This is a genomic window from Bradyrhizobium sp. USDA 3256, assembly GCF_054058275.1.
This window is the reverse complement of sequence record NZ_JBSSAE010000002.1, coordinates 6,579,327-6,604,796: the sequence shown is the minus strand read 5'-3', so window position 1 is coordinate 6,604,796 and position 25,470 is coordinate 6,579,327. Positions and strand designations below refer to the sequence as shown.

The following is a 25,470-nucleotide window of genomic DNA, read 5'->3' as shown; positions in this document are numbered from 1 at the left end:
ACGCCCACTTTGCCGTCCCAGCTCAATTTCGCGACTTCACTGTGGATCGGCAGACATTCTTACCGTCACCCCTTGGCCTCGGTTGGTCAGATAGCGTGATACGCCTCGCCAAAGCATCCAGAACGCCGTCCAGTTCTTCATCGTCAGGTGGATTTACGCGGCCGTAGCGTGCAGCTAAGTTCTCATTGAAGTCCGCGCCAACTTCGCGATCGGGCCCAATGAGCCGCGGCAAGCTAGCCACTGTCCCTTCGCCCGGCGCAGGACTTGCGCCGCCTTCCACCTGGGGCAGGGCTGCCATCTCGCGGTTCTCTTGGGCGGGGTCCATATCGGTCGAATTCTCAAGTGGCTTGATAGGACCGCCTCGCACCGCGCTCTTGATTGAGATGACCTTGACCTTTGGATCGGCTTCGATTTGGTCAAGGATCTTATCCAGCTCGTCGGCCTGGCCGAACTCAGTGGCCTTGAGAGGAGCACCGCTGAGAGTTACCTGCCAGTACGCATCGCTCGCGCGCCTCAGGTGGGTCGTCGCAGTCTGGTCAGTCTCGGCGGGCTGACGTTGCAGACCAGCTTCGTTCGACGCCTTTGGATGCTGCGCGAGAGCTTGTGTCAACGAATAAAGCGCCACCGAGCAGGCAAGCACAAAGGCGCACTTACGGAGTTCAAACATTTCGCGCATTTCCTTTTATTAGACAGGCCGCCGCAATGTCAGTGGCGGCCTGTAGTTTTGCCCGATCTACGAGGATCTAGACGAAACTCAGCAGTTCGTTCACCGAGCGACGAGGCTTCTGCGGCCAGTTGCCCTCCGCGGCGTAACCGACAGCGACGAGCACAACGGGCACCTCGTCACCAGCGAGGCCGAACTCTTGGGTGACGCCGGCGGCGTCAAATCCGATCAAGGGCGAAGAGCCAAGTCCCCGAGCCTGCGCCGCGAACATCAGTGCACCCGCGCCAAAAGTCGCGGTGCGCACGGCTTCGTCGCGCTGCGTCTGCGGCTTTTCGAAGTAGAGCGACTTGGCTGCGCCTTGCCAGCCGGCCACCACGTCTGCAGGCATGAAACCCGCAGCCACCGATCCCGCGAGGCGCTCACCCAAAACCTGATGTGACGCGAGCTGCCCCACAATGATAAACGTTACGGCTGCTTCGCTGACCTTCGCCTGGTCGAAGGCAACGCGTCTCAAACGGGCCTTCGCTTCTGGCGTCTTCACAGCGATGAACCGCCAATTCTGCAAGTGAAATGCGGTCGGGGCACGTGTTGCGAGCCGAACCAAATCGTTGATCTGATTGTCACTAATAGCGCGCGAAGCATCGAATAGATTAACGGTCCGCCTATTTTCAAGAGCATCGATAACTGCGTTTGTCATGGTTGTTCCTTCCAATCTTAATCGCAATGAGCCGGTACCCGCGCGCGTTCGCGGCTTCTTCATCGCGTCGGCATATTTACTTCCCGCCTCTTTCGGAGGAATAGTCGCTGCCCGGCAGTCACTATCCCGAGGATCGGCACAGTTATGGACCGTATCGAAGCAATGAAGGTGTTCGTCACGGCTCTCGACGAGGGTAGTCTGGCCGGCGCTGCCCGCCGACTGAAGCGATCGCCGACGGCGGTAGGTCGGGCGCTGAGCTTTTTAGAGGCTCATGTTGGCGTCGAGTTGCTGCACCGAACGACCCGTTCCCTGAAATTGAGCGAGGCGGGAGAGCGCTATGCGGCCGCCTGTCGGCGCGTGCTGACCGAGCTCGAGGAGGCGGACATGCTGGCGGGCGGGGAGCGGTCGGCGCCTCGTGGCGTGCTGACAATTTCGGTGCCGCCTATTAGCGGGGAAGAAGTGCTAGGGCCGATTCTGGACGACTTTCTCAACTTGCACCCGACCGTTTCAGCTCGGCTTCTCCTCCTCGACCGGCCTATCAATCTCGTAGATGAGGGGGTCGACATTGTACTGAGAATCGGTCATCTGCCGGATTCGTCACTCATTTCCACTCGTATCGGCGGTGATGTGCGGCGTGTCGTCGTCGCTTCGCCACGTTATCTCGCGAACCATCCTCGCATCAGGGAGCCGGCGGATCTGGCAAAGCATCAGATCATAGCGTTTACCAATTTCGGTATTGATTCATGGAGTTTCACGGCGGCAAAGGGTTCGAACATCCCCAGAGCGGTCCACTTCGTACCAAGGTGCACGGTCAATAGTGTTCGGGTGGCCGTTGCCTCGGCCGTTGCCGGCGGCGGCTTGACGCGTCTCTATTCGTATCACGTTGCGGAATACGTGAGAGACGGTCGGCTCAAGATCGTGTTGGCTGATGCAGAGCATCCAGCATTGCCGGTGCATCTACTTACACCGAGTGGCCGGATGACCGTGCCAAAGGTCCGTGCCTTCATCGACTTCGCCGCACCACGTTTAAGATCCGAATTTGCCCGCATGGCAGCCGAGGCGGAGACCCTCATTTGATTATACCGAGCTGCGGTTGAGTGTCTTCCAGCTAACGATCATTCTCCGTATCCGCAATTGGAACTAAGCCATCCCCAATTTCGCCGGGGGCGAAGGGCGGGAAGCCGATGATGCGACCCCCAGCAATCGTTGAAGGGGATGCATCATGGGCGTCGAACAGAAAGTTGTTATTGTTACCGGCGCGTCTCAAGGAATCGGTGCCGGATTGGTTCGCAGCTATCGCGATCGGAACTACCGCGTCATCGCGACTTCGCGCTCGATCAGAGCCAGCGCCGATGCTGATATCCTAACGGTCCCGGGCGACATCAGCCAGCCGGAAACTGCCGAGCGGATCGTTCGCGAGGGGCTTGAGCGCTTCGGTCGTATCGACTCGCTCATTAATAACGCTGGCGTCTTTCTTTCCAAGCCGTTCATCGAATTCACTCAAGAGGACTTCGACCACAATATGGGGGTCAATGTGGTCGGCTTTTTTCACATCACCCAACGCGTGGCCGCAGAGATGTTGAAGCAGCGCTCAGGCCACATCGTCAACATCACCACCAGTCGCGTCAATCAGCCGATGGGTGCGAGGCCCGCCGCGCTCGCCTCCTTGACGAAGGGAGGGCTGAGCGCGGTGACGCAAGCGCTTGCTATGGAATTCTCCAAGAGCGGTGTTCGTGTTAACGCGGTGTCTCCTGGCATCATCAAGACGCCCATGCACCCGGCAGAAAGGCACGCGGCGCTTGGCGCCCTTCATCCGGTTGGTCGCATGGGCGAAATCCGCGATATCGTCGACGCTGTTCTTTACCTTGAAACGGCGCACTTTGTTACGGGCGAGATTCTCCACGTCGACGGTGGCCAGAACGCTGGACACTGGTGAGGCCGGCGAGGGCACTCGCTCTCGGCGTCGTGTTCCATCGGCCGGAGCGCCATTAAGCCTACAACGCAAAGCGAGGTTGAAAATGAAGCTGGTATTGGTAGCCGACCCGATGTGCTCGTGGTGTTACGGGTTTGGAAAAGAGATGACGGCTTTGCAGGAGCGCCATCCGGAAATGGCGTTGGAGATTGTCGTCGGAGGCCTGCGCGCGGGTGCCAGGGACGTGCTCGATGATGTCGGCAAGCGATTTCGGCTCGAACATTGGGCGAAAGTCGAGCAGGCGAGTGGTCTGCCGTTCAATCGTGAAGGGTTCAAGGCCCGCAAGGGCTTCATCTACGACACCGAGCCTGTATGTCGTGCTGTTGTAGCGGCTCGAGTTCTCGCTCCAAGAGCGGACCTGTTGAGGGTCTTCAGGGCATTTCAGCACGGGTTCTACGTAGACGCGCTTGATACCACTGATGGCGAGGTTCTCGCTAAGATTGGTGCTGAAGCGTTGAGCGCCGCTGGTTATCCTGTGACGCCAGCTGCTTTCCTCGAAGTGTGGCGCAAACGGAGCACCATTGATGAGGCTGCCGCTGATTTTGCGAGGGCAAGAGGGATGGGGGTGTCGAGCTTCCCCACGTTGTTCCTAGAACAGAATGAGAAGCTTCGTCGGGTTGGAAACGGGTACGCCCATGTCGAGGCACTGGAGCTTGACATAGCTGCGCTACTCGCAGCCGCTTGACGTCTCGCAATCGAGCAGTTGCTATCGCGACGGAAGCGTCGAAAACGTCGGACCGCCATGCGGCGGTCGTTAGGTAATCCCCGTACGAGGTTTCCAATGAGTGTGGCCCCTTCTTCACGGCAGTTCCTGGAAACTATCGGTGCCGAATGGCCGATTGTACAGGCCCCCATGGCCGGAACGTCGACGCCTGCCATGGCTGCCGCGGTCTCGAGTGCGGGTGGCTTGGGTTCAATCGGTGTCGGAGCACTAGGAAGCAACGGGGCCGCCGCCATGATCGCGGCGTTTCGCGAGCGCTCCAGTGGGCCCTTGAACGTTAATGTATTTTGTCACAAACCAGCGAAGATAGATCGCGATCGCGACGAGGCGTGGCTCGAGAAGCTCCGGCCGCGGTTCGATGAAGTTGGCGTGGTGCGGCCAGCCACACTTAGCGAAATCTACAAGAGCTTCGTCGAAGACGATGAGATGCTTCGAGTGCTGCTCGCCTCACGACCGAAAGTGGTCAGTTTCCATTTTGGGCTCCCGTCGCCTCATTCAATTCGCGCAATGCGTGAGGCGGGCATCATTATTCTCGGAAACGCCACCAATGTTAGCGAAGCACGAATCATTGCTTCGGCGGGTGCACATGCGGTGATTGCGCAGGGCTATGAAGCTGGTGGGCATCGTGGAATTTTTGATCCTGATGGTCCGGACGACTGCCTGAGCACGATGACGCTCACCCAACGCTTGGTGCGAGAGCTCAGCATTCCCGTCATTGCAGCGGGCGGAATTATGGATGGCGCGGGCATCGCCGCAATGCTCCGAGTTGGTGCGGCTGCCGCACAGCTGGGTACTGCGTTCGTCGCTACTGATGAATCTGCCGCAGATGAGGGGCACCGCGCTGCTTTGTTCAGCGATGCTGCAAATCACACGGTAATGACGCGCGTGATATCAGGACGTCCGGCCCGGTGCCTGGAGAATCGCTTTACAGCATTTGGCGGAAATGTGAATCCGGCAGATGTGCCTGCTTATCCGATTGCTTATGATGCCGGGAAAGCACTCAATGTCGCGGCTAAGCTTATCGGCGACTTCAGCTATGGCGCTCAATGGGCCGGACAGGGAGCGCCTCTCGTCCGTTCTCGCTCTAGCAGCAATCTGATGACGGAATTGATTGCTGAGTTGCAGCAACGTGGGCCAACGCTCTCTGGGCCATATACGGGCCTATGACGGGCGACGTCTGAACTCAATTCGACGCTCGTATTGAATCAGCCGCGACCAAGGCCCGAACGCAAGTGTCCTCTTCGGCCTGGGGACAGCTACTTGGATCTCTCGTACTTCCCTGAAAGGAAATGCCCAATGCCTGTAAACGTCCGATATCGTACCTCGGCCCGCGCCACTGGTGGCCGCGATGGTCACTCAGCCACGCTTGATGGTGCCCTCGACGTCAAGCTGAGCAAGCCAAAGGAGCTCGGCGGTGCGGGTGGCAGCGGCGTCAATCCTGAGCAGCTCTTTGCGGCTGGTTATGCCGCTTGCTTTATCGGAGCGATGCAGTTCGTCGCTTCGCAGGGCGGATCCAAGGTGCCGGCGGACACCGCTGTCACCGCGACCGTTGGCATCGGACCGCGTTCAGAAGGTGGCTTCGGCCTGGAGATCGCGCTGGAGGTCTCGGTGCCTAGTCTCGATCGCGCCGAAGCCAAGGCGCTGGTAGCGAAAGCGCATGAAGTCTGCCCGTATTCGAATGCTACTCGCAATAACATCGACGTCGAGATCAGTGTCCTTTAAGTCTTCGTCGACTTTCCGGTGCTGCTGTTGGTAGCTGGCAATTCTGGATGCGGCGACCAAGCTCGTCGCTACCAGAAGGAACTCCAAGCTTTGGAGCCAAGGGCGAACGGGCCAAGCATTCAACGGCTGGAATCTCTAATAGGGGTGGCGAACACGCACCGTTGGATCGAACCAATAGAGGTAGACAGAATCGAGCCCGCGGTATCGGTCGAACAACCCATCCAGGCTAGCATTGGACCGGCCGAGCGTAGCAGCCCTGATGTTGCCGGCCTAGCCGGTTTCGCGGCTTTTGGAGTGCCGTCACCAGTTACAGCTTTTGCAACTGGCTGTCAGTAAGCTCTCATGATGGCGAGTTGAACTGCTCCTTGGCACATGCAACGAACCCACGCAACGCCGAAGTCACAAACGTATCTCGACGATGAATAAAGACGGTAGTCGCTCTTCCGCCATTATTCTTCAGAGCATGGGTTCCGACCAGCCCTTGCTGTTCGGCCGGTTTGATGACCTCCCTGGGCAATAGGCTGATACCCACCGAAGAGGCCACGCACCCAAGAATGCCGTCGAGTGTACCCAGTTCCATCCACCGAATGTCCACGAAGCCGTTATGAGCGAGAAATTCCGCGAGGCGCTGCCGGTAAGAACAACCAGATCGAAAGACGATAGCTTTGCGGCCGTTTGTCTGGGATAGAAATTGGCTGAGTTGGCGGCGCGTCACGACAGAAGAAGGCGTCACGAGAACAAGCTCTTCCTCGACTATTGGCGTAACGACTAGGTCGCGGTGACCGACCGGACCCGAAACGAAAGCGCCGTCCAGTTTTCGATCCAGCACACGCTCAACCAACGCCGCGGTCGGTCCGGTCTCGATCGCGAGATCGACGTTTCTGTGTGAGTGCGCGTAAGCCGTAAGGATTGGAGGAAGCCGCAGCGCAGCCGTGGTTTCCATGGACCCGACGCGCAATTCTCCGCTCGGTTCAGATTCGTCTCGGACCGCCCGTTTCGCCTCGGCGAGAAGGTCGCCGATTCGCACCGCATAAGGCAGAAGGCGAGAGCCCATCGAGGTTAGCGTCACGCCTTTCTTCGAGCGGTGGAAGAGCTGAACGCCGAGTTGATCCTCCAGCGCGCGAATGTGCTGTGTCACATTGGATTGCACCGTGTGGAGCTCGGTCGCCGCTCGTCCAATTCCTCCGGCAACTGCAACCGCCTTGAAGATATTGAGATCGGTGCTGTCCATTATGGTCATCTCCCAGAATGATGACGTCGATCTGATATAATCATTTTTCGTCTGTCAATCCCCCCTCTACATGCAGAAGCAAGGAAACGTAACGACGCTCATACGGAGGGACTATGACTATCGACACCAAGCTGACTGAGCTCTTTGGTTTAGAGCACCCAATTATCCTTGCGCCGATGACTCCGGCTGCCGGAGGCGCACTGTCGTCGGCAGTTTCGGAGGCGGGTGCCCTCGGCTTGCTTGGCGGTGGATACGGCGAGCGAAAGTGGTTTGAGCAAGAGTCGCAAAAAGTAACCAGATCAGACGTCGGAGCCGGGTTCATCACTTGGGCCGTTGAACCAGATCTCGACCTGTTCGATCGCGCCCTTGAGCGTCATCCTCGGGCAATGATGTTGTCCTTCTCCGACCCTGCGAAGCTAGCAGCCAGGGTGAAGAAGGCGGGTGTCCCGTTGATCTGCCAAGTCCAAACGCTCGAGCACGCCTACCGAGCCGTCGATGTCGGTGCGGATGTCGTTGTTGCGCAGGGCACCGAAGCCGGCGGTCATGGAATGACCGCGCGGTCGACGATGCCCTTCGTTCCTGCCGTCGTGGATGCGCTGGTCCAGAGGGCGCCCCACGTGAGTGTTGTAGCTGCTGGCGGAATCGCGGACGGCCGGGGCCTGGCGGCGGCGCTGATGCTCGGCGCCGATGGCGTTCTCATGGGCACTAGATTTTGGGCTACCCGAGAAGCGCTCATCCACCCTGCGGCGCATGCGAAGGTCGTTGCGGCTACGGGTGACGAGACGATCCGCACCAAGGTCTACGATGTCGTCCGCAAAAGGTCCTGGCCTGTCGAATATACCGGCCGCCTTATGATCAACGGCTTCATCAACAAGTGGCACAGCCGAGAGGACAAGCTGCTCGGCATGCGCGACGAAGAGCTGAAGCGTGTCGAGTCGGCGTGGGACGCAGGAGACTACGATACGGCAAACGTAACCGTAGGTGAATCGATAGGACTGGTCCGCGACATTCCTGCTGCAGGCGAACTAGTTCGCCGAATTGCTGCCGAGGCGACACAGTGTCTGGAAAAGTTTGCCGAGAAGTCTGTGTCAAGTCTCGCATACGTCTAATCAGGGAAATTGGCGAAGGAGGTGGCATCCGTTGGCCACCTCCTGGCGGAGCTATGCGCTCTGACAGAAAGAAAAAGGTGGGGAATGAAAATCGAAGCGTTGCAGCCAGAATCCGGCAAAGCCAGAACCTGGACAATCGTTCTTGCTTCAAGTGCCGGCACGGTCATTGAATGGTACGACTTCTATCTGTACGGCAGCCTGGCAATATTCTTTTCGACGTTATTTTATCCGGCCAATGAACCCACGGCTGCTGTGTTGGTGAGTGTGGCCACCTTTGCCACCGGATTCGTAGTCCGGCCTCTCGGTGCGCTTGTCTTCGGAAGCCTCGGCGATCGATTCGGCAGGAAGCATACGTTTCTGTTCGCTCTGATATTAATGGGAGCGTCGACGATGCTGATCGGATGTCTTCCGACCTTTGCGTCAGCCGGTTATGGTGCTCCGATCATGCTTGTGATCCTCCGCCTCGTTCAGGGGCTTGCCATTGGTGGCGAGTACGGGGGAGCGGCGATCTACGTGGGAGAGCATGCGCCGGCGGGGCGTCGTGGCTTCTATACAAGCTTTATTCAGACAACCGCAACGCTGGGCTTCTTCCTAGCAATTCTTGTCATTCTGACTTGTCGCCTATCGATGGGAGACGAAGCGTTTCGAGCCTGGGGATGGCGTATTCCCTTCCTTCTCTCCGGTGTCCTTGTGGTTATGTCGGTTTACCTGCGGTTCCAGCTGACTGAATCACCCGTCTTCGAAGACATGCGCAAGGCGGGCAAGATTGCGCGCTCGCCAATACGTGAGAGCTTCGCGGACGGCAGAAATTTGCGCTTGACGCTTTATGCACTATTTGGATCAACGGCGGGCCTTGGATGCGTTTGGTACACAGGTCAATTCTATGCGCTGTATTTCCTGCAAAGTGTTCTTAAAGTGGACTTTCTGACCGCGAACATTTGCATTGCTGTAGCGCTCGCGTTCGGTACGCCCTTGTTCGTCGTCTTCGGTGCGTTGTCTGACAGAATCGGACGCCGCAAGCTCATGGTAGCGGGGCTCATGTTGTCGGCATGCATGTATATTCCGATCTACATGGGAATGAGTGCGGCAGTATCAAATAGCAACTTCGTGTTGGTAACTGCTCTCATATTCTTGCAGCTTGTCTTCGCGGCGCTCGTGTATGGCCCCAACGCCGCCTTCCTGGTAGAGCTGTTCCCACCGCACCTGCGCTACACGTCGATGTCCTTGCCCTATCACATCGGTACCGGCATCTTTGGGGGTTTCGTGCCGCTCGTGAGCCTCTCGCTAGTGACTTATTTCGGAAATATCTATGTCGGCTTGGCCTATCCGATAGCTATTGCGGCGCTAACAGGCATCGTCAATGTTACCTGCTATCCTCGCGCTTCCGACGCAAGGGCACGGGTGCGTGAAGATTTGCGTCTAGCGACCAGCTCCGATCGGAGCCGGTAACTGGATCTGCTGCGTATGTCACCGCGCCAGCTAAAGTACCAAGTGAGGAGATCCCCAATGACGCTGCCGCTCACTATTCAATCGGTAAAGACGCGCGCAGTGAAGGTGCCGCTTAGGTTTACGCTCGGGACAAGCGCGGCGGTTGTCCGCGCCGTCCCGCTGCTATTAATTGATCTCGAGATGCAGGAGGGAGTAACGGGGCGGTGCTATCTTTTCTGCTACACAACATCGGGGGCTCTAGCTGTCGCAGGGCACATTGCGGAAGCCGTTGAATTGACCCGTGAGCGAGCGAGCTCGCCACTGGCCCTGGGACAGTCGTTAGAACGCCGCTTCGCTCTTCTCGGAGTCTCGGGTACGGCGCGTATGGCTCTCTCCGCGATCGACATCGCGGCGTGGGACGCCTTGGGCGTCGCCTTGCAACAGCCGCTCGCGCGTCTTCTCGGCTCTGAGCCCTCCGCCATCCCAGCTTACGACAGCCGTGGCCTGGGATTGATGCGGCCGTCTAAGTTGGCCGACGAAGCAAAGCAGCTGCTTTCGAGCGGACTGCGGGCCATCAAGCTGCGTCTCGGCTATCCAACCTTGAGCGAAGATGTTGAGGCCATACGTGCGGTTCGGCGAGCCGTGCCAGACGGCATCGACATTATGGTCGACTACAATCAAGCGCTGGTCCCCACAGAAGCCATCCTTCGGGGACGAGCGCTCGAAGGTGAGGGGCTGCTGTGGATCGAGGAACCAATCCGTCATGATGATTTGCAGGGCAATGCCTTAATTGCACAAGAACTAGCCCTGCCGCTCCAGCTCGGAGAGAACTTCAATGGACCTCCAGCCATGATGGCCGCTCTGGCCGCGGATGCATGCGACTACGTGATGCCCGATGTGGCACGGATCGGAGGGGTGACTGGCTGGACCCAAGCAGCGGGCATAGCGGCCGCACGTGGGATAGCAATGTCCTCGCACCTTATGCCAGAGATCAGTGTTCACCTGCTCGCGGCCACTCCGACCATGCATTGGCTGGAGTACGTTGATTGGGCCGATGCTATATTGCTTGAACCAATGAAGCTCTCCGACGGCTCGGCTGAGTGTCCGACCCGCCCAGGTCTCGGAATCAGCTGGGATGAGGGTAAATTGAAGCATCTCGAAACGCTCTAAGCATTATCGGTTAGGTGCGTCTCTTCAAGACGCGTGGGCGCGCTCTCCAAGCAAGAGGCGGCTTGGAGCTCGCATTATTCATGTTTCGACCAAAGCATCGCCAACAAGGTACCTCGACCCTTCGAGCCCATCTTTTTGCGCCAATACTAGCTGGGGCTACACTTGGAGAGCGCGTAATTGCCTGCTTTGGTGCCCTGATCGGGATCGGGCTGACAGGATTCATCTGCGGCCGGCTGTCTGATTACGATACGCATTTTCCTTTGATTGTTGCGCCTATGGGCGCGTCAGCGGTTCTGCTCTTTGCAGTTCCAACAAGCCCGCTGGCCCAGCCATGGTCGATTATCGGTGGCAACACAATCTCCGCGCTGGTCGGAGTGACGGTTGCTCACTTGGTCCACACCCCGCTACTTGCCAGCGGAATAGCAGTGTCGCTAGCGATAGCGGCGATGTCCCTCACACGCTGCTTGCATCCACCGGGGGGCGCTGCAGCACTAAGCGCGGTGCTCGGCGGCCCGATCGTCGCTGCTTCAGGCTTCGTGTTTCCATTTGCGCCAGTGGGGCTAAATTCCCTGATCCTCGTTGGACTAGGCTATGGGTTTCACAAGCTTTCTCGCCGTTCGTATCCACATCTTGCGCTGCCGCTGCCGACCAACACGCATCAGACCGCTGATGTTCCTCCGCAACTGCGAATCGGCTTTCGTCCCGAGGATATTGATGCTGCGCTGAAAGCAATGAGCGAAACGTTCGATATTGAGCGGTCTGATATTCACCGTTTGCTACGTCAAGTCGAACTTCAGGCGTTGCACCGGTCACACGGCCATCTGTTGTGTCATGACATCATGTCCCGCGACGTCGTCTCGATCAGCGTGAACGCGAGCGCGAGGGCAGCACGAGCCCTGCTGTTGGCACACAATATTCGGACATTACCGGTCGTAGACGACGACAGCAGGCTTGCTGGGACCGTAGGGCTTCGCGAGCTGATGGATGCTGAGGCAGGCCTCCGTGGTCATCTGTCGAGTGCCGTCACGGCGGCGTCGGACGGTCCTGCTCTAGCGCTTGTCTCGGCGTTAACGGATGGCCGAACACATGCGGTATTTATTGTAAGCGCCGAGCAAAAGATTGAGGGGATGATAACCCAAACGGACCTGCTTGGCGCCTTGGCGCGTATGCCGTCGCAATCACGTTGAGTGTTTCTGAATCAAAGAACGACGCACGATCGAGGTTGATCGGGCGTCGCACTCCAAGATGCACGCCGTCCTGCGTCGAGCTTAGTTGGCTGAGTCCGTCGGCGTTTGAATACTCATCAAATAGGCATACACGTTCTCAAGCTGCTCGTCGGTAAAAACGTCTTTCCAGGCTGGCATTCCCTTCGCTGGGCGTCCTTCATGGACGGTGACCCAAAACCTCGTGCGCGTGTCATCGGCGTAGCGCCTCGTCAGTAGCCGAAGGTCGATTCGACGTTCGCTCTGTACGGCATCAGGGCCGTGACAATGCGCGCAAGTTCCATTGAAGATCTCATGTCCCGAGTTCACTAACTCTGCCGATGAACCGACCGTGTTTGAGGCGGGGACTGCGTCCGCAGCGCGATCGGCGTTGGGTTGAACCAAAGCCCTTGCAGCCACCTCCTTACCGATGCCAGCTTGGGTCAACCGTATCGGTTTGTCGGTCGGAATCCCGTATTTCTTGGCGAGTTCAGCGATTACGGTGTCTAGTTGCGGCAGCACTACGTCAACTTGATCGCGCAACTCCTTTGACGTCTTTGCGAACCCGATGGCGGCCTCCCATGATAGACCGTTCCCTTCGGTAGGAGTGACCTGGAACCGTTCGCCGTACAAAGTCTTGTTCAACCAACCCGCAACCGGCCCCCAGATGAATGCGATATCTACCTCCCCCTTGTCCAATGCCTCCATGCCTTCCTCAGGCGTCAGAACGGTCTTCTTCTCGATATCGTCCCGCGGCGCGAGCAAATCTTGCGGCGTGGTCTGATACTGGACGGCCACACGCTTTCCTTTGAGGTCATCGATGCTTCGGATCGCGAGTTCTTTTCTTCCCACCAAGGCATAGGCAAATCTGCCGATCGGCTTGGAAAACAATACCGCGGGCCCCATAAAATCGTCGGACGAAGGCAGCCCGATCGAGAGGTCGCATTGCTTGCCTAATAGGGTGACGCGCACGGTACGCTTACCGAAGTACGACTTATACCAATTGTAGGTCACGGGCCGATCCAACAACTGCCCTAGAGCTTGACCAATTTCGATCTGAAAGCCAGGACGAGACGGATCGTCGCTGGAGAACGGAAGATTGGTCGGATCCACGCAAAGTCGCAGTGGCTTGACGTCGTCGGCTGCTGCGATTGGCATTGGCGACAGCAGCATTGAGATGGCGCTGAGCGTGCCGAAAGCTGTAGAGCAACGCGCGCGACGCCGGGCGCCATACGCGCGGAGGTGACTAGATATATTTGCGATCATCGTAATCTCTTGGGCCATCAGGCCGCTTAGCGGGTGCAGAGACTGTGTGTACGGGAGAGTGGCGCATCATGAGCAGGAGCTGTGTCACCCCTGCCCATGACGCGCTGAGGCTTACTCAACTGCAAAAACAAACAATGCGCCGCCTTCGGGTGCTGCAGCCGTCATTTTCTTGCCGACATCTCCAAGAAATGCGGGAATTGCCGCAGTACGCCCCACGACGACTGCCACGTACTGTTTGCCGTTAATCGAGTAGGTCACTGGACCCGCGCCGATGCCCGAACCGAGGTTTCTCGTCCAGAGAATTTTGCCATTCTTTGCGTCGATTGCTCGGAAGTCGCCACGAAGATTGCCAGAGAACACCAAGTTGCCGCCGGTGGTCAGTGTGCCGCCATTGAAGGGAAGATCCTCCCGAATGCTCCATGCCTTTTTGTTCGTTACCGGATCCCACGCGACGAGCTCGCCGAGGAAGCCCCCTGGACCTTCCTTCGTTATGAACTCCGCGCCGAGATAGAAAACGCCTCGCTTGTAAGAGACATCGTTAACCGAGAAGTCCATGCACATGTTATTGCTTGGAATATATACGAGGCCGGTTTCCGGATTGAACGACATCGGTTGCCAATTCTTGCCGCCGATCAAGTTCGGGCAGATATCCTTAGAAGGCCGGTTTGCGCCAGGCCGCTTCTCGGAATTCTCAACGGCGCGTAGCGTTGTGGTGTCCCACTTTTCAGCCCAGTTTGTGAACACGTACTTTTCCGCGGATAGGACCTTCCCCGTCTCGCGGTCGGAGACGAAGAAGAAGCCGTTGCGATCCGCTTTCATCAAAGCGGGAACGGTCTTGTTGCCGATCTTAAGATCCGCGAGAATGTTTTCGTTGACGCCGTCGTAGTCCCACGCGTCGGCTGGTGTGTTCTGAATATGCCATTTGATCTTGCCAGTGTTGGGGTCGATGGCAAGTGTTGACGACGTATAGAGGTTTGTCAGTTTGCCGAACTCGCCATCACCGGTCGATCGAACACTGGTATTCCAGGGACCAGGATTGCTAGTACCCCAGTAGACGGTGTCGGTCTTTACATCATAAGAGCCGACCAGCCATGCCGCCCCACCCCCTTTTAGCCCGGTGTCGCCTTTCCATGTGTCGCTGTTGGGTTCTCCTGGCGCGGGCACCGTGAAAGTCTTCCAGGCTTGCTTACCCGTAGCGGTATCGTAGGCCTGTAGAGCGCCTCGAACGCCGTATTCGCCGCCGCCAAAGCCGGTAATGACTTTGTCCCGAACGACCAGCGGTGGGGAGGTGATGACCGATCCTTGTTTGTAGTCAACTACGTTGGTGGTCCAGAGCTCTTTGCCGGTCGTGGCATCAAGTGCGGTCAACTTTCCGTCGAGCCGCCCCACGAAAACCTTGCCATCGGCGATGGACACGCCGCGATTATTGACGTCGCAGCAGGCGTATTGAAGAACATCATCGGGGATATCTGGCTCATACGTCCATTTGCGAGATCCAGTCGTAGCATCGAGCGCATAGACGTACTTCGGTCCCCATGACGACGTGACATAAAGCGGTGTTCCCAATTACAACCGGCGACGATTCATTGGATCGCAATGAACCAAGCGAGAATGAGTAGACCAATGAAAGTTTGGCGACATTGTCCGAGTTAATCTGCTTGAGTGGGCTAAAGCGAGTGTTGGCGTAATCGTGGCCCGCGACCGCCCAGTACTCGGGATGCGCGACAGCTTGGCTAACAGACTCGTTTGCGCCCGCACCGATTGTCATGCTGACAAAAATGGCCGCGCCAGCGAAGATAGTCCTGCTCCTTGACGTCATGTATCTCTCCTAGAGTGATTGTCGCCGCATCGCGCTCGGATGTCGGACCGTCCTGCTTTCGCAAGGAACGACGCATGGAAGTTGTTCCATCGGCTTCGTCACGACGGTAAATAATGACGATATGGAGGGACAATGATTAATACAGATCACGGTCATCTGTGTTCGCGATGATGAGGCACGTAGCCAAATTGCGCTGAACTGAGGGCGCGTGCTCGCAAAACGAGCTAGCATTCGAATACGTATTGATCATTCGAAGAAGACGCGTTTGCTGATGATAAAGCCCCGAATGCCATCGAGAATCATTCGCTGATCTCACGAGATCCCTTTCGGTAGGCATCTAAATTGCCGAGGCGCTGCGCACGCTACGGCATTGAGAGCGCGAACTCCGCGTCCGCAGCGTCACGCTTCCAGCTGAGCAGAGTGGTTGAATTCGCTCGTCGAAAAAGATCGGCCCCGCTTGTGTGTTAAGTAGGGCCCTTAGTTCGAGTCCTTATCGCAGGGATTAGTTTCGTGCGCGTGCCCGAATCTGGAATCCGTCAAAGCTGTATTCGGCGACCTGCCACCAGGCGTATTGATCTCTTCGAAACATCGTCATTTGATCGTAAAGCTTCTTGAAGTTTGGATTGCTGGCGCAAGTTTCCGTATAGATCTCATTTGCGGCCGCCCACGACGCCTCCATGATCGATTGAGGAAACGGGCGTAGCTGAGTCCCGTTTGCAACCAATCGTTTCAGAGCAATCGGATTGTAAGCGTCGTAACGCGCCAGCATCGTTTCAGTAGCCAGCGATGAGGCGGATTTGATAATCGATTTGTAGCCTGCCGGCAGAGAGTCCCATTTAGAAAGATTGACAAGATTGTGGAGCGACGGCCCTCCCTCCCACCAACCTGGAAAGTAGTAGTGCTTTGCTACCTTGTGAAAGCCGAGCCTTTCGTCATCATACGGGCCGATCCACTCCGCGGCATCAATGGTTCCCTTTTCCAGCGCCGGATAGATGTCGCCGGCCGCCAACTGTTGCGGGACGAGGCCTAGCTTGGTCAAAACTCGCCCAGCAAATCCACCGATGCGCATTTTCAAGCCACTCAAATCTGATGGTTCCTTGAGTTCCCTTCGAAACCAACCACCCATCTGGCAGCCGGTATTGCCAGCCAAGATTGCAACCACGTTGTAGGGTTTCAGAAAGTCGTTGAATAGCTCGGCGCCTCCCCCGACTTGGAGCCATGCCGTTTGCATGCGGCTGTTTAGTCCGAACGGAACAGAAGTCCCGAAGGCAAAGGTTGGATCCTTACCAATGTAGTAATAGGTGGCGGTATGCGCCATCTCCACCGTACCGTTGGAGACTGCGTCTAACGCCTGGAGGCCCGGCACGATCTCGCCAGCGCCAAAGATCTGGATCTGGAATTTGTTGTCCGTAGCCTCGGCAACAGCTTTCGAGAAGATCTCGGACGCGCCAAAGATCGTGTCAAGCGACTTTGGAAAGCTCGAAGCCAGTCGCCATCGAAGTTCAGGCGTCGATTGGGCCACCGCGGGGGCACTTATTGCTGTAGCCGCTCCCCCGAGACCGGCTGCTCTGATAAATTCCCGTCGCTTCATTAGCTGCTCCCTTCTGCTCGAATGAGAATGAGTTGCCCGGCAAGCGTGTTGCATGCCTGAACGTCGCGGCCCGTTAGTGGATTGAGCGGTCAAGGCGAACCCACATCGTCCGTGTTGGCTGGATCGCTGATCGGATGCAGAAGGCGGCCAGACGTGAGACGTCGATCGCTAGAAGATCAGTTAAGCCACCCGATATCGGGTAAGCAGCGCAAGATCCGGCTCGATTCCGAGCCCTGGCCCAGACGGAACGATGAGTCTGCCATCCTTCAGGTTGATCATTGCACCGAACGGCGATGCTTCGAGATTCAAGTAAACGCGTTCGATCTGGACGGCGTAAGGAAGCGTTGCTGCCAGGTGCAGCGTGGCGGCGAAGCCTGGACCGAAATAGGGGGAGTGCGGAGCAACCGTCACATTATGCGAATCTGCCAGCACGAAAACCTTTTGCATCTCGGCAATCCCACCGATCTTCGTGACGCTCGGTTGAACGTAAGTCACGGCATTCAATGCAAGCATCGTCGAAAATTCGCGGACTGAACCAACATTCTCACCCGCCGCAATTGCGATACCGGACCCGCGGTTGAGCTCGGCGAGAGCAGAGAAATTTTCTGGCGGCCATATTGGCTCCTCTAGCCACATAACGTTGCAGTCGGCCATCTGCCGCGCCATAGATTTGGCTTGCTCAAGTGTCCAAGGACAGTTGGTATCGACTGTCAGCGCAACGTCAGGGCCGATTGCCGCGCGCGCAGCGCGAATCGGTGGCATTTCGATCTCATGCAGTTTGATCGCCGCGTAGCCTTCGGCCACAGCTCGAGCCGAGATTTTTGCTACGACGTCGGGCGCGCGATACGGCAATAGGCTGGCATAGGCCTCGAAGGCAAGACGTCTGCCGCCACCGAGAAGTTCGTGAATGGAAGCGTTGTGTGCTTTGCCCCAGATATCCCAGAGCGCGATTTCGATGCCCGCCAGTGAGTAGTTCACTGTACCATTGCGCCCGAAGAGATGTAGCTTATAGCGAATCTCGTCGAGCATCGCCGGGAAGCCAGCCACGTCACGGCCGATCAGATGGGGGCGAAGGACTTCGGCAATTGTAGTCTTTGTAGCGGGTATGATCCCATAGCCCCAGGCTTCCCCCCATCCCACAAGGCCGCTGTCGGTTTCGACCTTTACGATAAGCATGTCATAAGATGTCCATGGCTTATCGCCAAACCCCTGGCTGGAAGCCCCGGCGTCGAATGGTATCTTCAATACCATCGGTTCGATTGATCTAATCTTCATGTAATGGGTCTCTGAAGTGGCAGTTCTTCTTGGGAAGATTGAGCGATCAGGCTCAGGCCCAAAGCGGTGGTCTTCAATTCGCGTGATCGCTCGCTTCCGCCGGCCGGGCGATACTATTTCTTCCGCGGGTCGTCTGCCGGATCTATATAGCTAAGGCCAAGCGGCCCAATGGCGCTGACCTGGGACACATACTCGCCGGATTTGGCCCAATGAAAATGTGGCGTATTGCCTGGCAAAACGATGACGCTGCCCGGGGCGTAGGCCTTTAGCGCGGCGGCATCGTACTTGTCGCCAATACCAATGTAGAACACCCCCGAGATCACCGTGTAGATGCGGTCCTCCGGATGTGAATGGGGCATGATCTTGGCGTTCGCCGGTACCTTTACCCGCACCACAAACGGAGCCGGCTTTTTGGGGTCGCCGACGACCACGGCAAGCCGTACTGATTCTGGAAAGGCCGGAAATGACTTCCACTCGATGTTCTCGGACAGGACGGCGCCGAATTCACTCGTTGATATTCCTTGCGCCTGCGCCGGGACGATAGTCAACATCAGTCCCAATGCGGAAAATCCACAAGCAACTGCGCGCTTCATTTTCGAGACTCCTTTCTAACGGTTCCGAGAGTTGGAGCCCTAGCATGTTTGCCGGTGATCCACCGATCCCGCATGCCGCTGACCAGATAGAATGGAGTAACCGCCAGGTAACGCGAAAGGATCTGGGATAGCGATCAGACGATCGTGCTACCAAGGACGCAAGGTTGCTTTCGACGGGACCGCCCTAAAAGCCTTCACGGTGATAAACTGAACGTCGTCCTCGCGCGTGCAACAAGTGCGCGACGAGCAGAAAGTCGCAGACGATCTTGGCAATGATTGAAATTGCGAGCCCATCGACCGATTGGAGCTGGTTCCGCCGACCTGTTAGCGTGCGATCCGCTGCATAGGACTGCATCAAGCTGCGAAGCTCAATGTCTCGAAGCGCTTGCGCTCGGTCAATCAGAATACTCTCGTGCCGTCGCGCGCCAAAAGTCGAACCTGCGACTGCTTGATGCGTAAGCCAAGTTGGAGTTCAGGCGCAGGCCGAGCAACCATCTCTCCATGAAAGCGTCATCGGTCATCTTACCGATGATGGAGAACAAAAATGCATTCCACAATCGGTTCGTCGCGGGATTGACCTGGCGACAAACCAGTAAAGGAGTGTCTTTATGTCACAGTTGAAAAGCTTGACCGGCCTCTGTGAGGCATTCATGAAAAGGGGGGCTCGAGCCCTCAACTACCAATGGATTGGCGTTTTGCGCCGGTCGGCAATGCTGATCTTGTTGTGCTCAGCGACGGTAGGCACCGCCGGCGCGTCGGTATACGGTAATGCACATGCGCTCGATATGCCTGGATCAGTCGACGCGATCGAGCGCTCGGCGTTCATCCGAGATCGAGTGAACTATGTTGCTGGAGGATATTGGTCGCACACTGGAGGACCAAAGCCTGCGGTCCTTGCTCGCCTGATTCCTCGTGGAGCCCTTTGCGGGATCTGCTGATAGCGGATCCGGCAACACTTGCCGAGCCCATTCAGAGCAACGTGAGGCGTTCGCTCAAGCGGTAACTGATCATTGGGAAATCCGTGCATCTGCCGTATCTCGTGAACGGCAGATGCTTACTCTTGAGGTTGCTCGCGCGATTCGCGCAACCGAACGCCCTAAAAATAGTGTCGACGTTCGCTCGGATTTACCCGCGCGCCACCCGATCGCCGGTCTTGCTTCCTGGCATGACTTAATCTGCTTGTTCAGCTGAACGAACGACAAGGCCCATGCTCTTCTAGGCCACGGTTTGTGTCGTGTTCCGCGTTCCGGTGGACCTGGTTACTTCAGGCTCCCTCTCAATTTGGGCTTTAAGCCTGTGACCTACTTCGACGATTGCCTTGATCGCCGGAACGAGCTCTTTGCCTAGCTCCGTGAGAGCATATTCGACCGAAGGCGGCGAGGTAGACATCACGCTTCGAACGATTACACGTCTGGTCTCGAGATTTCGAAGTCGTGCGCTGAGGACTTTCGCGGAAATCGAGGAGAGGTCGGTTCTCAATTCGCTAAAACGCCGTGGCCCAGAGGACAAATACCAGATGATGTTTGGCGTCCAAGCGCCGCCAATCAGCGACATGCACTCCGCTAGCGCGCAGGATGGCCGCGGCGGTTGAGTCCTGTTCTTGCGCACCTTGAGAACCATGGCTGACCTTCTTCGGTAACCAAATGGAAACCTGAGAGTTAGGCTACCCTGAGGTCATGGGGGTTTCCAAGCGATATCTCCTCGATTTAGCCTTTGCTCGTCACGCCGTGGCATTCGGAAATACCCGCTACCAATCTGACGCGATCCGAGCGGCTCATCGCAAGTTTTGAGCGATGACGGCGATCGTTCGACGTCTGCGGGATTGCCCGGATACGTGCACGTCCAAGAATAGAAGATTTAACGAACCACTTCTTGCCGTCTAAGGGGGACTCCAATGGCAATTGATTTCACACTCAGCAAGCCTCAACGAGATTTGCAGGCCGGCGCACGCGCCTTTGCAGCCGAAGTCCTGCGCAAAGTCGCGCCCACGATCGAGCCGTTGCCTCGGCCGGAGCAGCGCTTCTATGCGACCCGGCCGTTTTACCAGGCAATGGCTGACGCGGGTTTCATCAAGGCGCTGCTTCCTACCGAATTGGGCGGCACAGCGCTTAAGGTCGTCGACCTCGCACTGGCAACCGAGGAGCTGGCGGCCGTCGACATTAACGTGCCTACCGCGTTGGTAGCCACGGGTCTTGGCTTTGAACCGCTATTGCGCTTCGGAACTGCGGCCCAAAGAAAGCGGTTTCTGCCCGATTTTGTCGAAGATGGATCGCGCCTGGCCGCATTCGCGTTCACTGAAGTCGCTGGCGGTGCCAACTTCGATTGTCCAGACCCGACGGCTGGAGTGCAAACCTTTGCACGCCGAGAAGGAGACGAGTGGGTCATCAACGGCCAGAAACACTTCACGACGAATGGATCCGGATGGGACGGCAATGGTGCGCATTTGTACAGCGTGGTTTGTCGAACGGATCCGCAGCGTTCTCCGCAAGAATCGCTGGCTGTCATCGTCGTGCCGGGAAGCGCTCGGGGCATCAAGGTGACAGGGCTTCTGGATACGGTCGGACATCGCGCAGCAAATTCACCTCGGATCCATTTCGAGGATGTGCGCGTGCCGGTGGACAACATCGTAGGACAGCCAGGCGATGGCATCGGTATCGTGGAAACGACCTTCTCGTGGTCAGCCGCACTCATCGGAGCTGCATGCGTCGGCGTCATGAGAACAGCGTTTGATACCGCTCTCCAGTTTTCCAAGACCGATAAGCGTTTGGGAACCGGTCCCGTGATCGAGCATCAGAACGTCGGCTTCATGCTGGCCGACATCAAGATGCGCATTGAGGCTGCGCGCTACCTGACCTGGAAGGCGTGCCACCAGCTTGATATCACCGGCGGACGCAGCCGTGAGTTGGCCGTCATGACAAAGGTCTATTGCTCTGAACTGTGCGTTCAGGTGGTCTATGATGCGATGCGTTTGGTTGGCGTGAACAGTTACACCGATATGTTCCCGCTCGCGGGCTTGATGCAGGACGCGCTTTGCTTCCCACTCTACGACGGAGGCAATATGGGTGTGCGGCGACGCCAGCTGCATGCGATGTTCCGATCGGCCAACTATGACGGATTGGCGTCGGCCGAAGGCCGAGGCTAGCAGAGGTTAGCTGGGACGCGAGCTAGGTCGTGTTCGCAAGCTGTGCGGCCTCAGGAGCACCGTCCAATTATAGAGCTCCTGAGGAGGCTGCTGAACCGAAGCACAAGCAATAGTCCGTCCCAATCGCTCATCGCGTCGCGGACATTCTGTCGAGAATCGGTTTTGGGGGACTAATGAAGAACGTAACTTCGGCTTTCGTGCTTGGGGCCGCACTGGCTCTAGTGACCGCCAATGGTGCCTCGGCTCAAGATAAAGCGATCAAGATCGGCGTATTGACCGATCATTCCGGCCTCTACGCCGACCTGAGCGGCGCAGGGTCCGTCGTGGCTGCTCGAATGGCGGTTGAGGATTCGGGGCTTGCGCTCAAAGGCTGGCAGATCGACGTGATTTCTGGGGATCACCAGAACAAGCCAGACGTCGCCACCAGCATCGCACGGCAATGGGTTGACGTCGACAAAGTCGATATCTTCGTAGACGTCGTGAGCTCTGGTGTTGCTCTGGCGGTGAACCATGTGGTGAGAGAGAAGAACTCCATCATGATAAATGCTGGGGCCGCCACGTCAGATCTTACCAATGCCCAGTGCTCGCCAAATACAATCCACTGGGTCTATGATACGTACATGCTTGCCAAAAGCACGGGGCAGGCGTTGGTGAAAACGGGCGGTGATACCTGGTTCTTTCTGACTGCTGACTATGCGTTCGGTACTGCCCTGGAGCGGGATACTACTGCTGTTGTGGCAAAATCTGGAGGCAAGGTGGTCGGTACTGTGAGGCATCCCTTGAACTCATCAGACTTCTCTTCCTACCTGCTGCAGGCGCAAGCCTCGAAGGCCAAAATCATCGGCATGGCCAATGCCGGGGGAGACACAAGCAATACAATCAAGCAGGCTTCCGAGTTCGGCATCACCGCGGGAGGCCAGAAGCTCGCCGGCCTTTTGCTGTTCATTACCGATGTTCACTCGCTTGGGCTCAAGGTGACGCAAGGCTTAACCCTGACGGAGACGTTCTACTGGGATCTTAATGCCGAAACGCGTGCGTTTTCGAAGCGCTTTTCTGAACGGATGAAGACTAAAGCCCAGCCCACAATGGTACAGGCGGGCGTTTACTCGGGGCTCTTGCATTACTTCAAGGTACTGGAATCGCTCGGTGGCAATCCGCATGACGGTATCAAAGTGGTCGAAAAGATGAAGGAAACGCCGACGGACGATCCGCTTTTCGGCAAGGGCACCATTCGCGCGGACGGTCGCAAAATTCACACAGCTTATCTGTTCGAGGTCAAAACACCGTCCGAATCAAAGGGGCCATGGGACTATTACAAGCTGGTAGGAACGACCCCGGGCGACGAGGCATTCAGACCGCTCTCGGAAAGTGCCTGCTCGTTGGTCAAAAAGTAGCGCGAACTTTGTGCTGAACGGACTTCTTTGATCTTTCGGATCGAAGCGGACGATTGATGCAGTTGTGTATCTGCGAGCTGGACAAATCCGGCTCTACTTCGAGCGCTCGCAACTGTGATCTCCCGTTGTTGGCTTACGTTACGGATACGACGCAGGTCGTTGCTTGAGGCGATCGTCCAAATGCCGCGTTTGGCATGGCGCATTCGCCGGTGGATGAAGGGGTCCTCAGCGAAACCGTTCGTCTTCTTGGTAACCACAGGGAAACTCGAGAGTCGCCGGAAAGAAAGGTTACGGGGTTTCCAACGGTTATCTTGGCGATCTAGGCTTCGCTTGCTGTGGAGCCTGGTTGGTCGTCGGTTGGGGCGAGATTGCTCTCTTTTGACACCGACCAGTCCCGCAGATGGGCACATTCACGGCATCATGGATGGGAACCAAATTCGGCAGCTGCGGCAGCCGACACATGTTTCACGCGGACGGCGGACCAGCGCCGGCAACTGAAGGAGGACGTTAATGCCAATCGTTACCATCCAGGTTACCCGGGAGGGGTCTGCACCTGGCCGAGACTCGGTATCGTCGGAAGAGAAGGCTGAACTCATCGCGGGTGTGAGCCAACTTCTGTTGAAAGTGCTCAACAAGCCCCTCGAGGCGACCTTTGTCATCATTGAGGAAGTAGAGACCGAGAACTGGGGCTGGGGTGGCTTGCCGGTACCTGAATTTCGCAAGCGTCGCGCCGCTGGCGGCACCTAACGGTTCGGAAGGCCGCCCCGCTCGACGGCGTCCTATCGTCAGACACGCATCCGCGGGATGTTGCGGGTTGTGGGTATCTCTCTGACAGGACCTAATGGCTAGTGCCCGCTGCGTTGGCTGCGCAGCGAGCATCAGCTTCGTACTTACATGGTCGGCATTACGAATTCCGCACCGGCACGAATACCCGTGGGCCATCGGCTCGTGATGGTCTTCAACCGAGTATAGAAGCGAACGCCCTCCGGGCCGTGCATGTGATGGTCGCCGAAGATCGACGCCTTCCATCCGCCGAATGAGTGAAACGCCATGGGTACGGGAATCGGGACATTGATGCCAACCATCCCAACTTTGATCTCGTGCGCAAATTCCCGCGCGGCATCACCGTCTCGGGTAAAGATCGATGTCCCGTTGCCGAATTCGTGGTCATTGATCATCTGAGCAGCCGCCTTGTAGTCGGGGGCCCGAACAACGGACAAGACGGGTCCAAAGATCTCTTCTCGGTAGATCTTCATATCCGTTGTGACACGATCGAACAGTGTGCCGCCAAGGAAGAAGCCGCTCTCATAACCCTGCATCTTGAAGCCGCGACCGTCGACGAGCAGTTTTGCTCCCTCAGCGACGCCAGCGTCAATGTAGCCGCGTACCTTCTCGAGGTGCTGCTTCGTGACCAACGGGCCCATCTCTGCTTCGCCATCGGAGCCGGGGCCGATTTTCAAGCCGCGAACCTTTGGCTCCAATGCTGAAATCAGCCGGTCGGCTGTCGTCTCCCCGACCGGGACGGCGACGGAGATGGCCATGCACCGCTCGCCGGCGGAGCCATATGCCGCCCCCATCAAAGCATCAACCGCCTGATCCATATCGGCATCAGGCATGATGATCATGTGGTTCTTGGCGCCGCCCAAGGCCTGGCAGCGCTTCCCCTTTGTTGCGGCGGTTTCATAGATGTACCGGGCAATCGGGGTCGAGCCAACGAAGCTGATTGCCGCGATGCCAGGATGATGAAGTAGCGCGTCCACGGCTTCTTTATCCCCGTGGACCACGTTGAATACACCGTCTGGCAGGCCAGCTTCTTTCAGCCACTCCGCGATGACCAGTGATGCAGAGGGATCTCGCTCTGATGGTTTCAGAATGAATGTGTTGCCACACGCAAGGGCGACGGGAAACATCCACATCGGTACCATTGCGGGAAAATTGAACGGAGTGATGCCGGCGACGACACCGAGGGGTTGCCGAGCGGAATAACTATCCACGCGAGTACCAACGTTCTCGGTGAAGTCGCCCTTCAGCAACTGCGGAGCAGACGTCGCGAACTCGACGACTTCCATGCCACGCTGAATTTCGCCAACAGCGTCCGAATGGACTTTGCCATGCTCGGCTACGATTATGTCCGCGAGATCGCTGACCCGATCCTCGAGGATTCTGAGGAAGCGATTCAATATCCTAGCGCGTCGCAAAGGCGTAGTTGCCGCCCATTGGTGTGAAGCCTTGCTCGCGGCAGCGACAGCGTCCGCGACATCAGCGATGCCCGCAATGGACAGTGATCCGGTCTGCTCGCCGGTAGCAGGATTGAAGACCGGAGTCGTCCGTCCAGAACGTCCCGAAACGAGCTTGCCATCGATAAAATGCCTAATCTGCGTAACCAAGGTGTCCTCCTCATTGCCTCCGCCTGGTATCGAATGTTAAGTTGCGCACAGCAATACGAACTTTCGCGGATTTGTTGTGCAAAAAAT

General features: G+C 57.2%; 23 protein-coding genes. 12 read left to right on the top strand and 11 right to left on the bottom strand.

Features of this window, described 5'->3' with window-relative positions; all coding sequences use genetic code 11:
* Positions 1-22: 22 nt before the first annotated feature.
* The gene (locus ACVWY5_RS33235) at positions 23-667 is read right to left on the bottom strand and encodes a hypothetical protein (RefSeq protein WP_321176920.1); all 645 of its coding nucleotides are present in this window, start codon (positions 665-667) and stop codon (positions 23-25) included.
* A 76-nt stretch (positions 668-743) separates the two neighbouring features.
* Positions 744-1,361: a nitroreductase family protein gene (locus ACVWY5_RS33230; protein WP_028352202.1), complete on the bottom strand. Its 618-nt coding sequence runs from the start codon at positions 1,359-1,361 to the stop codon at positions 744-746.
* A 144-nt stretch (positions 1,362-1,505) separates the two neighbouring features.
* Between ACVWY5_RS33230 and ACVWY5_RS33225 the strand changes: the two genes are divergently transcribed.
* The 5 genes from ACVWY5_RS33225 to ACVWY5_RS33205 all read left to right on the top strand — a co-directional run bounded on the left by ACVWY5_RS33225 (position 1,506) and on the right by ACVWY5_RS33205 (position 5,776).
* Positions 1,506-2,438 (top strand): LysR family transcriptional regulator, encoded by a 933-nt coding sequence (locus tag ACVWY5_RS33225; RefSeq protein WP_028352201.1) that lies wholly within the window; start codon positions 1,506-1,508, stop codon positions 2,436-2,438.
* A 145-nt stretch (positions 2,439-2,583) separates the two neighbouring features.
* A complete protein-coding gene (locus ACVWY5_RS33220) occupies positions 2,584-3,297 on the top strand; it encodes an SDR family oxidoreductase (protein WP_028352200.1) in 714 nt (237 codons plus the stop codon).
* A gap of 82 nt (positions 3,298-3,379) precedes the next feature.
* Entirely contained in the window at positions 3,380-4,018 is a 639-nt protein-coding gene (locus ACVWY5_RS33215; protein WP_028352199.1) for a DsbA family protein, read from the top strand.
* A 96-nt stretch (positions 4,019-4,114) separates the two neighbouring features.
* Positions 4,115-5,221 carry a nitronate monooxygenase gene (locus tag ACVWY5_RS33210; RefSeq protein WP_028352198.1) on the top strand — a complete coding sequence of 369 codons (1,107 nt, stop codon included), beginning with the start codon at positions 4,115-4,117 and terminating at the stop codon, positions 5,219-5,221.
* Positions 5,222-5,350: 129 nt separating this feature from the next.
* Positions 5,351-5,776: an organic hydroperoxide resistance protein gene (locus ACVWY5_RS33205; RefSeq protein WP_028352197.1), complete on the top strand. Its 426-nt coding sequence runs from the start codon at positions 5,351-5,353 to the stop codon at positions 5,774-5,776.
* 340 nt (positions 5,777-6,116) lie between these two features.
* On the opposite strand, the gene ACVWY5_RS33200 is transcribed toward ACVWY5_RS33205, so the two are convergent.
* Positions 6,117-7,007 carry a LysR family transcriptional regulator gene (locus ACVWY5_RS33200; RefSeq protein WP_028352196.1) on the bottom strand — a complete coding sequence of 297 codons (891 nt, stop codon included), beginning with the start codon at positions 7,005-7,007 and terminating at the stop codon, positions 6,117-6,119.
* A 113-nt stretch (positions 7,008-7,120) separates the two neighbouring features.
* Between ACVWY5_RS33200 and ACVWY5_RS33195 the strand changes: the two genes are divergently transcribed.
* The 4 genes from ACVWY5_RS33195 (at position 7,121) to ACVWY5_RS33180 (ending at position 11,901) form a co-directional block, all read left to right on the top strand.
* Positions 7,121-8,116, top strand: coding sequence for a nitronate monooxygenase (locus ACVWY5_RS33195; RefSeq protein WP_028352195.1), 996 nt, complete (start codon positions 7,121-7,123; stop codon positions 8,114-8,116).
* Positions 8,117-8,200: 84 nt separating this feature from the next.
* A complete protein-coding gene (locus tag ACVWY5_RS33190) occupies positions 8,201-9,565 on the top strand; it encodes an MFS transporter (protein ID WP_080673049.1) in 1,365 nt (454 codons plus the stop codon).
* A gap of 57 nt (positions 9,566-9,622) precedes the next feature.
* Positions 9,623-10,714, top strand: a complete 1,092-nt coding sequence (locus ACVWY5_RS33185; RefSeq protein ID WP_028352194.1) for an enolase C-terminal domain-like protein — start codon at positions 9,623-9,625, stop codon at positions 10,712-10,714.
* Positions 10,715-10,794: 80 nt separating this feature from the next.
* Complete coding sequence (locus ACVWY5_RS33180) at positions 10,795-11,901, top strand: HPP family protein (RefSeq protein ID WP_051383890.1); 1,107 nt, start codon at positions 10,795-10,797, stop codon at positions 11,899-11,901.
* Positions 11,902-11,982: 81 nt separating this feature from the next.
* Here ACVWY5_RS33180 and ACVWY5_RS33175 read toward each other — a convergent pair whose 3' ends face one another.
* The 7 genes from ACVWY5_RS33175 to ACVWY5_RS33145 all read right to left on the bottom strand — a co-directional run bounded on the left by ACVWY5_RS33175 (position 11,983) and on the right by ACVWY5_RS33145 (position 20,014).
* Positions 11,983-13,200: a c-type cytochrome gene (locus ACVWY5_RS33175; protein WP_456671744.1), complete on the bottom strand. Its 1,218-nt coding sequence runs from the start codon at positions 13,198-13,200 to the stop codon at positions 11,983-11,985.
* Between the two features lie 93 nt (positions 13,201-13,293).
* On the bottom strand, positions 13,294-14,748 hold the full coding sequence (locus ACVWY5_RS33170; RefSeq protein ID WP_456671743.1) for a PQQ-dependent dehydrogenase, methanol/ethanol family: 1,455 nt from the start codon (positions 14,746-14,748) through the stop codon (positions 13,294-13,296).
* On the bottom strand, positions 14,657-14,950 hold the full coding sequence (locus tag ACVWY5_RS33165) for a hypothetical protein (protein ID WP_456671785.1): 294 nt from the start codon (positions 14,948-14,950) through the stop codon (positions 14,657-14,659). Before ACVWY5_RS33165 ends, ACVWY5_RS33170 begins: the two co-directional genes overlap by 92 nt.
* A 553-nt stretch (positions 14,951-15,503) precedes the next feature.
* Positions 15,504-16,592: a TRAP transporter substrate-binding protein gene (locus tag ACVWY5_RS33160; RefSeq protein WP_028352190.1), complete on the bottom strand. Its 1,089-nt coding sequence runs from the start codon at positions 16,590-16,592 to the stop codon at positions 15,504-15,506.
* A gap of 180 nt (positions 16,593-16,772) precedes the next feature.
* Entirely contained in the window at positions 16,773-17,867 is a 1,095-nt protein-coding gene (locus ACVWY5_RS33155) for a mandelate racemase/muconate lactonizing enzyme family protein (protein WP_028352189.1), read from the bottom strand.
* A gap of 113 nt (positions 17,868-17,980) precedes the next feature.
* Complete coding sequence (locus tag ACVWY5_RS33150; RefSeq protein WP_028352188.1) at positions 17,981-18,460, bottom strand: cupin domain-containing protein; 480 nt, start codon at positions 18,458-18,460, stop codon at positions 17,981-17,983.
* 1,215 nt (positions 18,461-19,675) lie between these two features.
* Positions 19,676-20,014, bottom strand: a complete 339-nt coding sequence (locus ACVWY5_RS33145) for a helix-turn-helix domain-containing protein (RefSeq protein WP_321176919.1) — start codon at positions 20,012-20,014, stop codon at positions 19,676-19,678.
* Between the two features lie 340 nt (positions 20,015-20,354).
* Here ACVWY5_RS33145 and ACVWY5_RS33140 point away from each other — a divergent pair, with 340 nt between their 5' ends.
* The 3 genes from ACVWY5_RS33140 to ACVWY5_RS33130 all read left to right on the top strand — a co-directional run bounded on the left by ACVWY5_RS33140 (position 20,355) and on the right by ACVWY5_RS33130 (position 23,743).
* A complete protein-coding gene (locus tag ACVWY5_RS33140) occupies positions 20,355-21,602 on the top strand; it encodes an acyl-CoA dehydrogenase family protein (RefSeq protein WP_028352187.1) in 1,248 nt (415 codons plus the stop codon).
* Between the two features lie 173 nt (positions 21,603-21,775).
* Positions 21,776-22,996, top strand: a complete 1,221-nt coding sequence (locus ACVWY5_RS33135) for an ABC transporter substrate-binding protein (protein ID WP_028352186.1) — start codon at positions 21,776-21,778, stop codon at positions 22,994-22,996.
* A 510-nt stretch (positions 22,997-23,506) separates the two neighbouring features.
* Positions 23,507-23,743, top strand: a complete 237-nt coding sequence (locus ACVWY5_RS33130) for a tautomerase family protein (protein WP_028352185.1) — start codon at positions 23,507-23,509, stop codon at positions 23,741-23,743.
* A 143-nt stretch (positions 23,744-23,886) separates the two neighbouring features.
* Here ACVWY5_RS33130 and ACVWY5_RS33125 read toward each other — a convergent pair whose 3' ends face one another.
* Positions 23,887-25,383, bottom strand: a complete 1,497-nt coding sequence (locus ACVWY5_RS33125) for a CoA-acylating methylmalonate-semialdehyde dehydrogenase (protein ID WP_028352184.1) — start codon at positions 25,381-25,383, stop codon at positions 23,887-23,889.
* Positions 25,384-25,470: the final 87 nt, after the last annotated feature.

Excerpts from the sequence above, each read along its gene's own strand:
- ACVWY5_RS33215 (WP_028352199.1), top strand. The coding sequence starts at position 3,380 with ATGAAGCTGGTATTGGTAGCCGACCCGATGTGCTCGTGGTGTTACGGG.
- ACVWY5_RS33230 (WP_028352202.1), bottom strand. The coding sequence starts at position 1,361 with ATGACAAACGCAGTTATCGATGCTCTTGAAAATAGGCGGACCGTTAAT.
- ACVWY5_RS33195 (WP_028352195.1), top strand. The coding sequence starts at position 7,121 with ATGACTATCGACACCAAGCTGACTGAGCTCTTTGGTTTAGAGCACCCA.
- ACVWY5_RS33145 (WP_321176919.1), bottom strand. The coding sequence starts at position 20,014 with ATGTCGCTGATTGGCGGCGCTTGGACGCCAAACATCATCTGGTATTTG.
- ACVWY5_RS33220 (WP_028352200.1), top strand. The coding sequence starts at position 2,584 with ATGGGCGTCGAACAGAAAGTTGTTATTGTTACCGGCGCGTCTCAAGGA.
- ACVWY5_RS33175 (WP_456671744.1), bottom strand. The coding sequence starts at position 13,200 with ATGGCCCAAGAGATTACGATGATCGCAAATATATCTAGTCACCTCCGC.
- ACVWY5_RS33160 (WP_028352190.1), bottom strand. The coding sequence starts at position 16,592 with ATGAAGCGACGGGAATTTATCAGAGCAGCCGGTCTCGGGGGAGCGGCT.
- ACVWY5_RS33225 (WP_028352201.1), top strand. The coding sequence starts at position 1,506 with ATGGACCGTATCGAAGCAATGAAGGTGTTCGTCACGGCTCTCGACGAG.
- ACVWY5_RS33185 (WP_028352194.1), top strand. The coding sequence starts at position 9,623 with ATGACGCTGCCGCTCACTATTCAATCGGTAAAGACGCGCGCAGTGAAG.
- ACVWY5_RS33165 (WP_456671785.1), bottom strand. The coding sequence starts at position 14,950 with ATGACAATCGGTGCGGGCGCAAACGAGTCTGTTAGCCAAGCTGTCGCG.
- ACVWY5_RS33140 (WP_028352187.1), top strand. The coding sequence starts at position 20,355 with ATGGCAATTGATTTCACACTCAGCAAGCCTCAACGAGATTTGCAGGCC.
- ACVWY5_RS33135 (WP_028352186.1), top strand. The coding sequence starts at position 21,776 with ATGAAGAACGTAACTTCGGCTTTCGTGCTTGGGGCCGCACTGGCTCTA.
- ACVWY5_RS33180 (WP_051383890.1), top strand. The coding sequence starts at position 10,795 with ATGTTTCGACCAAAGCATCGCCAACAAGGTACCTCGACCCTTCGAGCC.
- ACVWY5_RS33205 (WP_028352197.1), top strand. The coding sequence starts at position 5,351 with ATGCCTGTAAACGTCCGATATCGTACCTCGGCCCGCGCCACTGGTGGC.
- ACVWY5_RS33235 (WP_321176920.1), bottom strand. The coding sequence starts at position 667 with ATGTTTGAACTCCGTAAGTGCGCCTTTGTGCTTGCCTGCTCGGTGGCG.
- ACVWY5_RS33155 (WP_028352189.1), bottom strand. The coding sequence starts at position 17,867 with ATGAAGATTAGATCAATCGAACCGATGGTATTGAAGATACCATTCGAC.
- ACVWY5_RS33150 (WP_028352188.1), bottom strand. The coding sequence starts at position 18,460 with ATGAAGCGCGCAGTTGCTTGTGGATTTTCCGCATTGGGACTGATGTTG.
- ACVWY5_RS33210 (WP_028352198.1), top strand. The coding sequence starts at position 4,115 with ATGAGTGTGGCCCCTTCTTCACGGCAGTTCCTGGAAACTATCGGTGCC.
- ACVWY5_RS33200 (WP_028352196.1), bottom strand. The coding sequence starts at position 7,007 with ATGGACAGCACCGATCTCAATATCTTCAAGGCGGTTGCAGTTGCCGGA.
- ACVWY5_RS33130 (WP_028352185.1), top strand. The coding sequence starts at position 23,507 with ATGCCAATCGTTACCATCCAGGTTACCCGGGAGGGGTCTGCACCTGGC.
- ACVWY5_RS33190 (WP_080673049.1), top strand. The coding sequence starts at position 8,201 with ATGAAAATCGAAGCGTTGCAGCCAGAATCCGGCAAAGCCAGAACCTGG.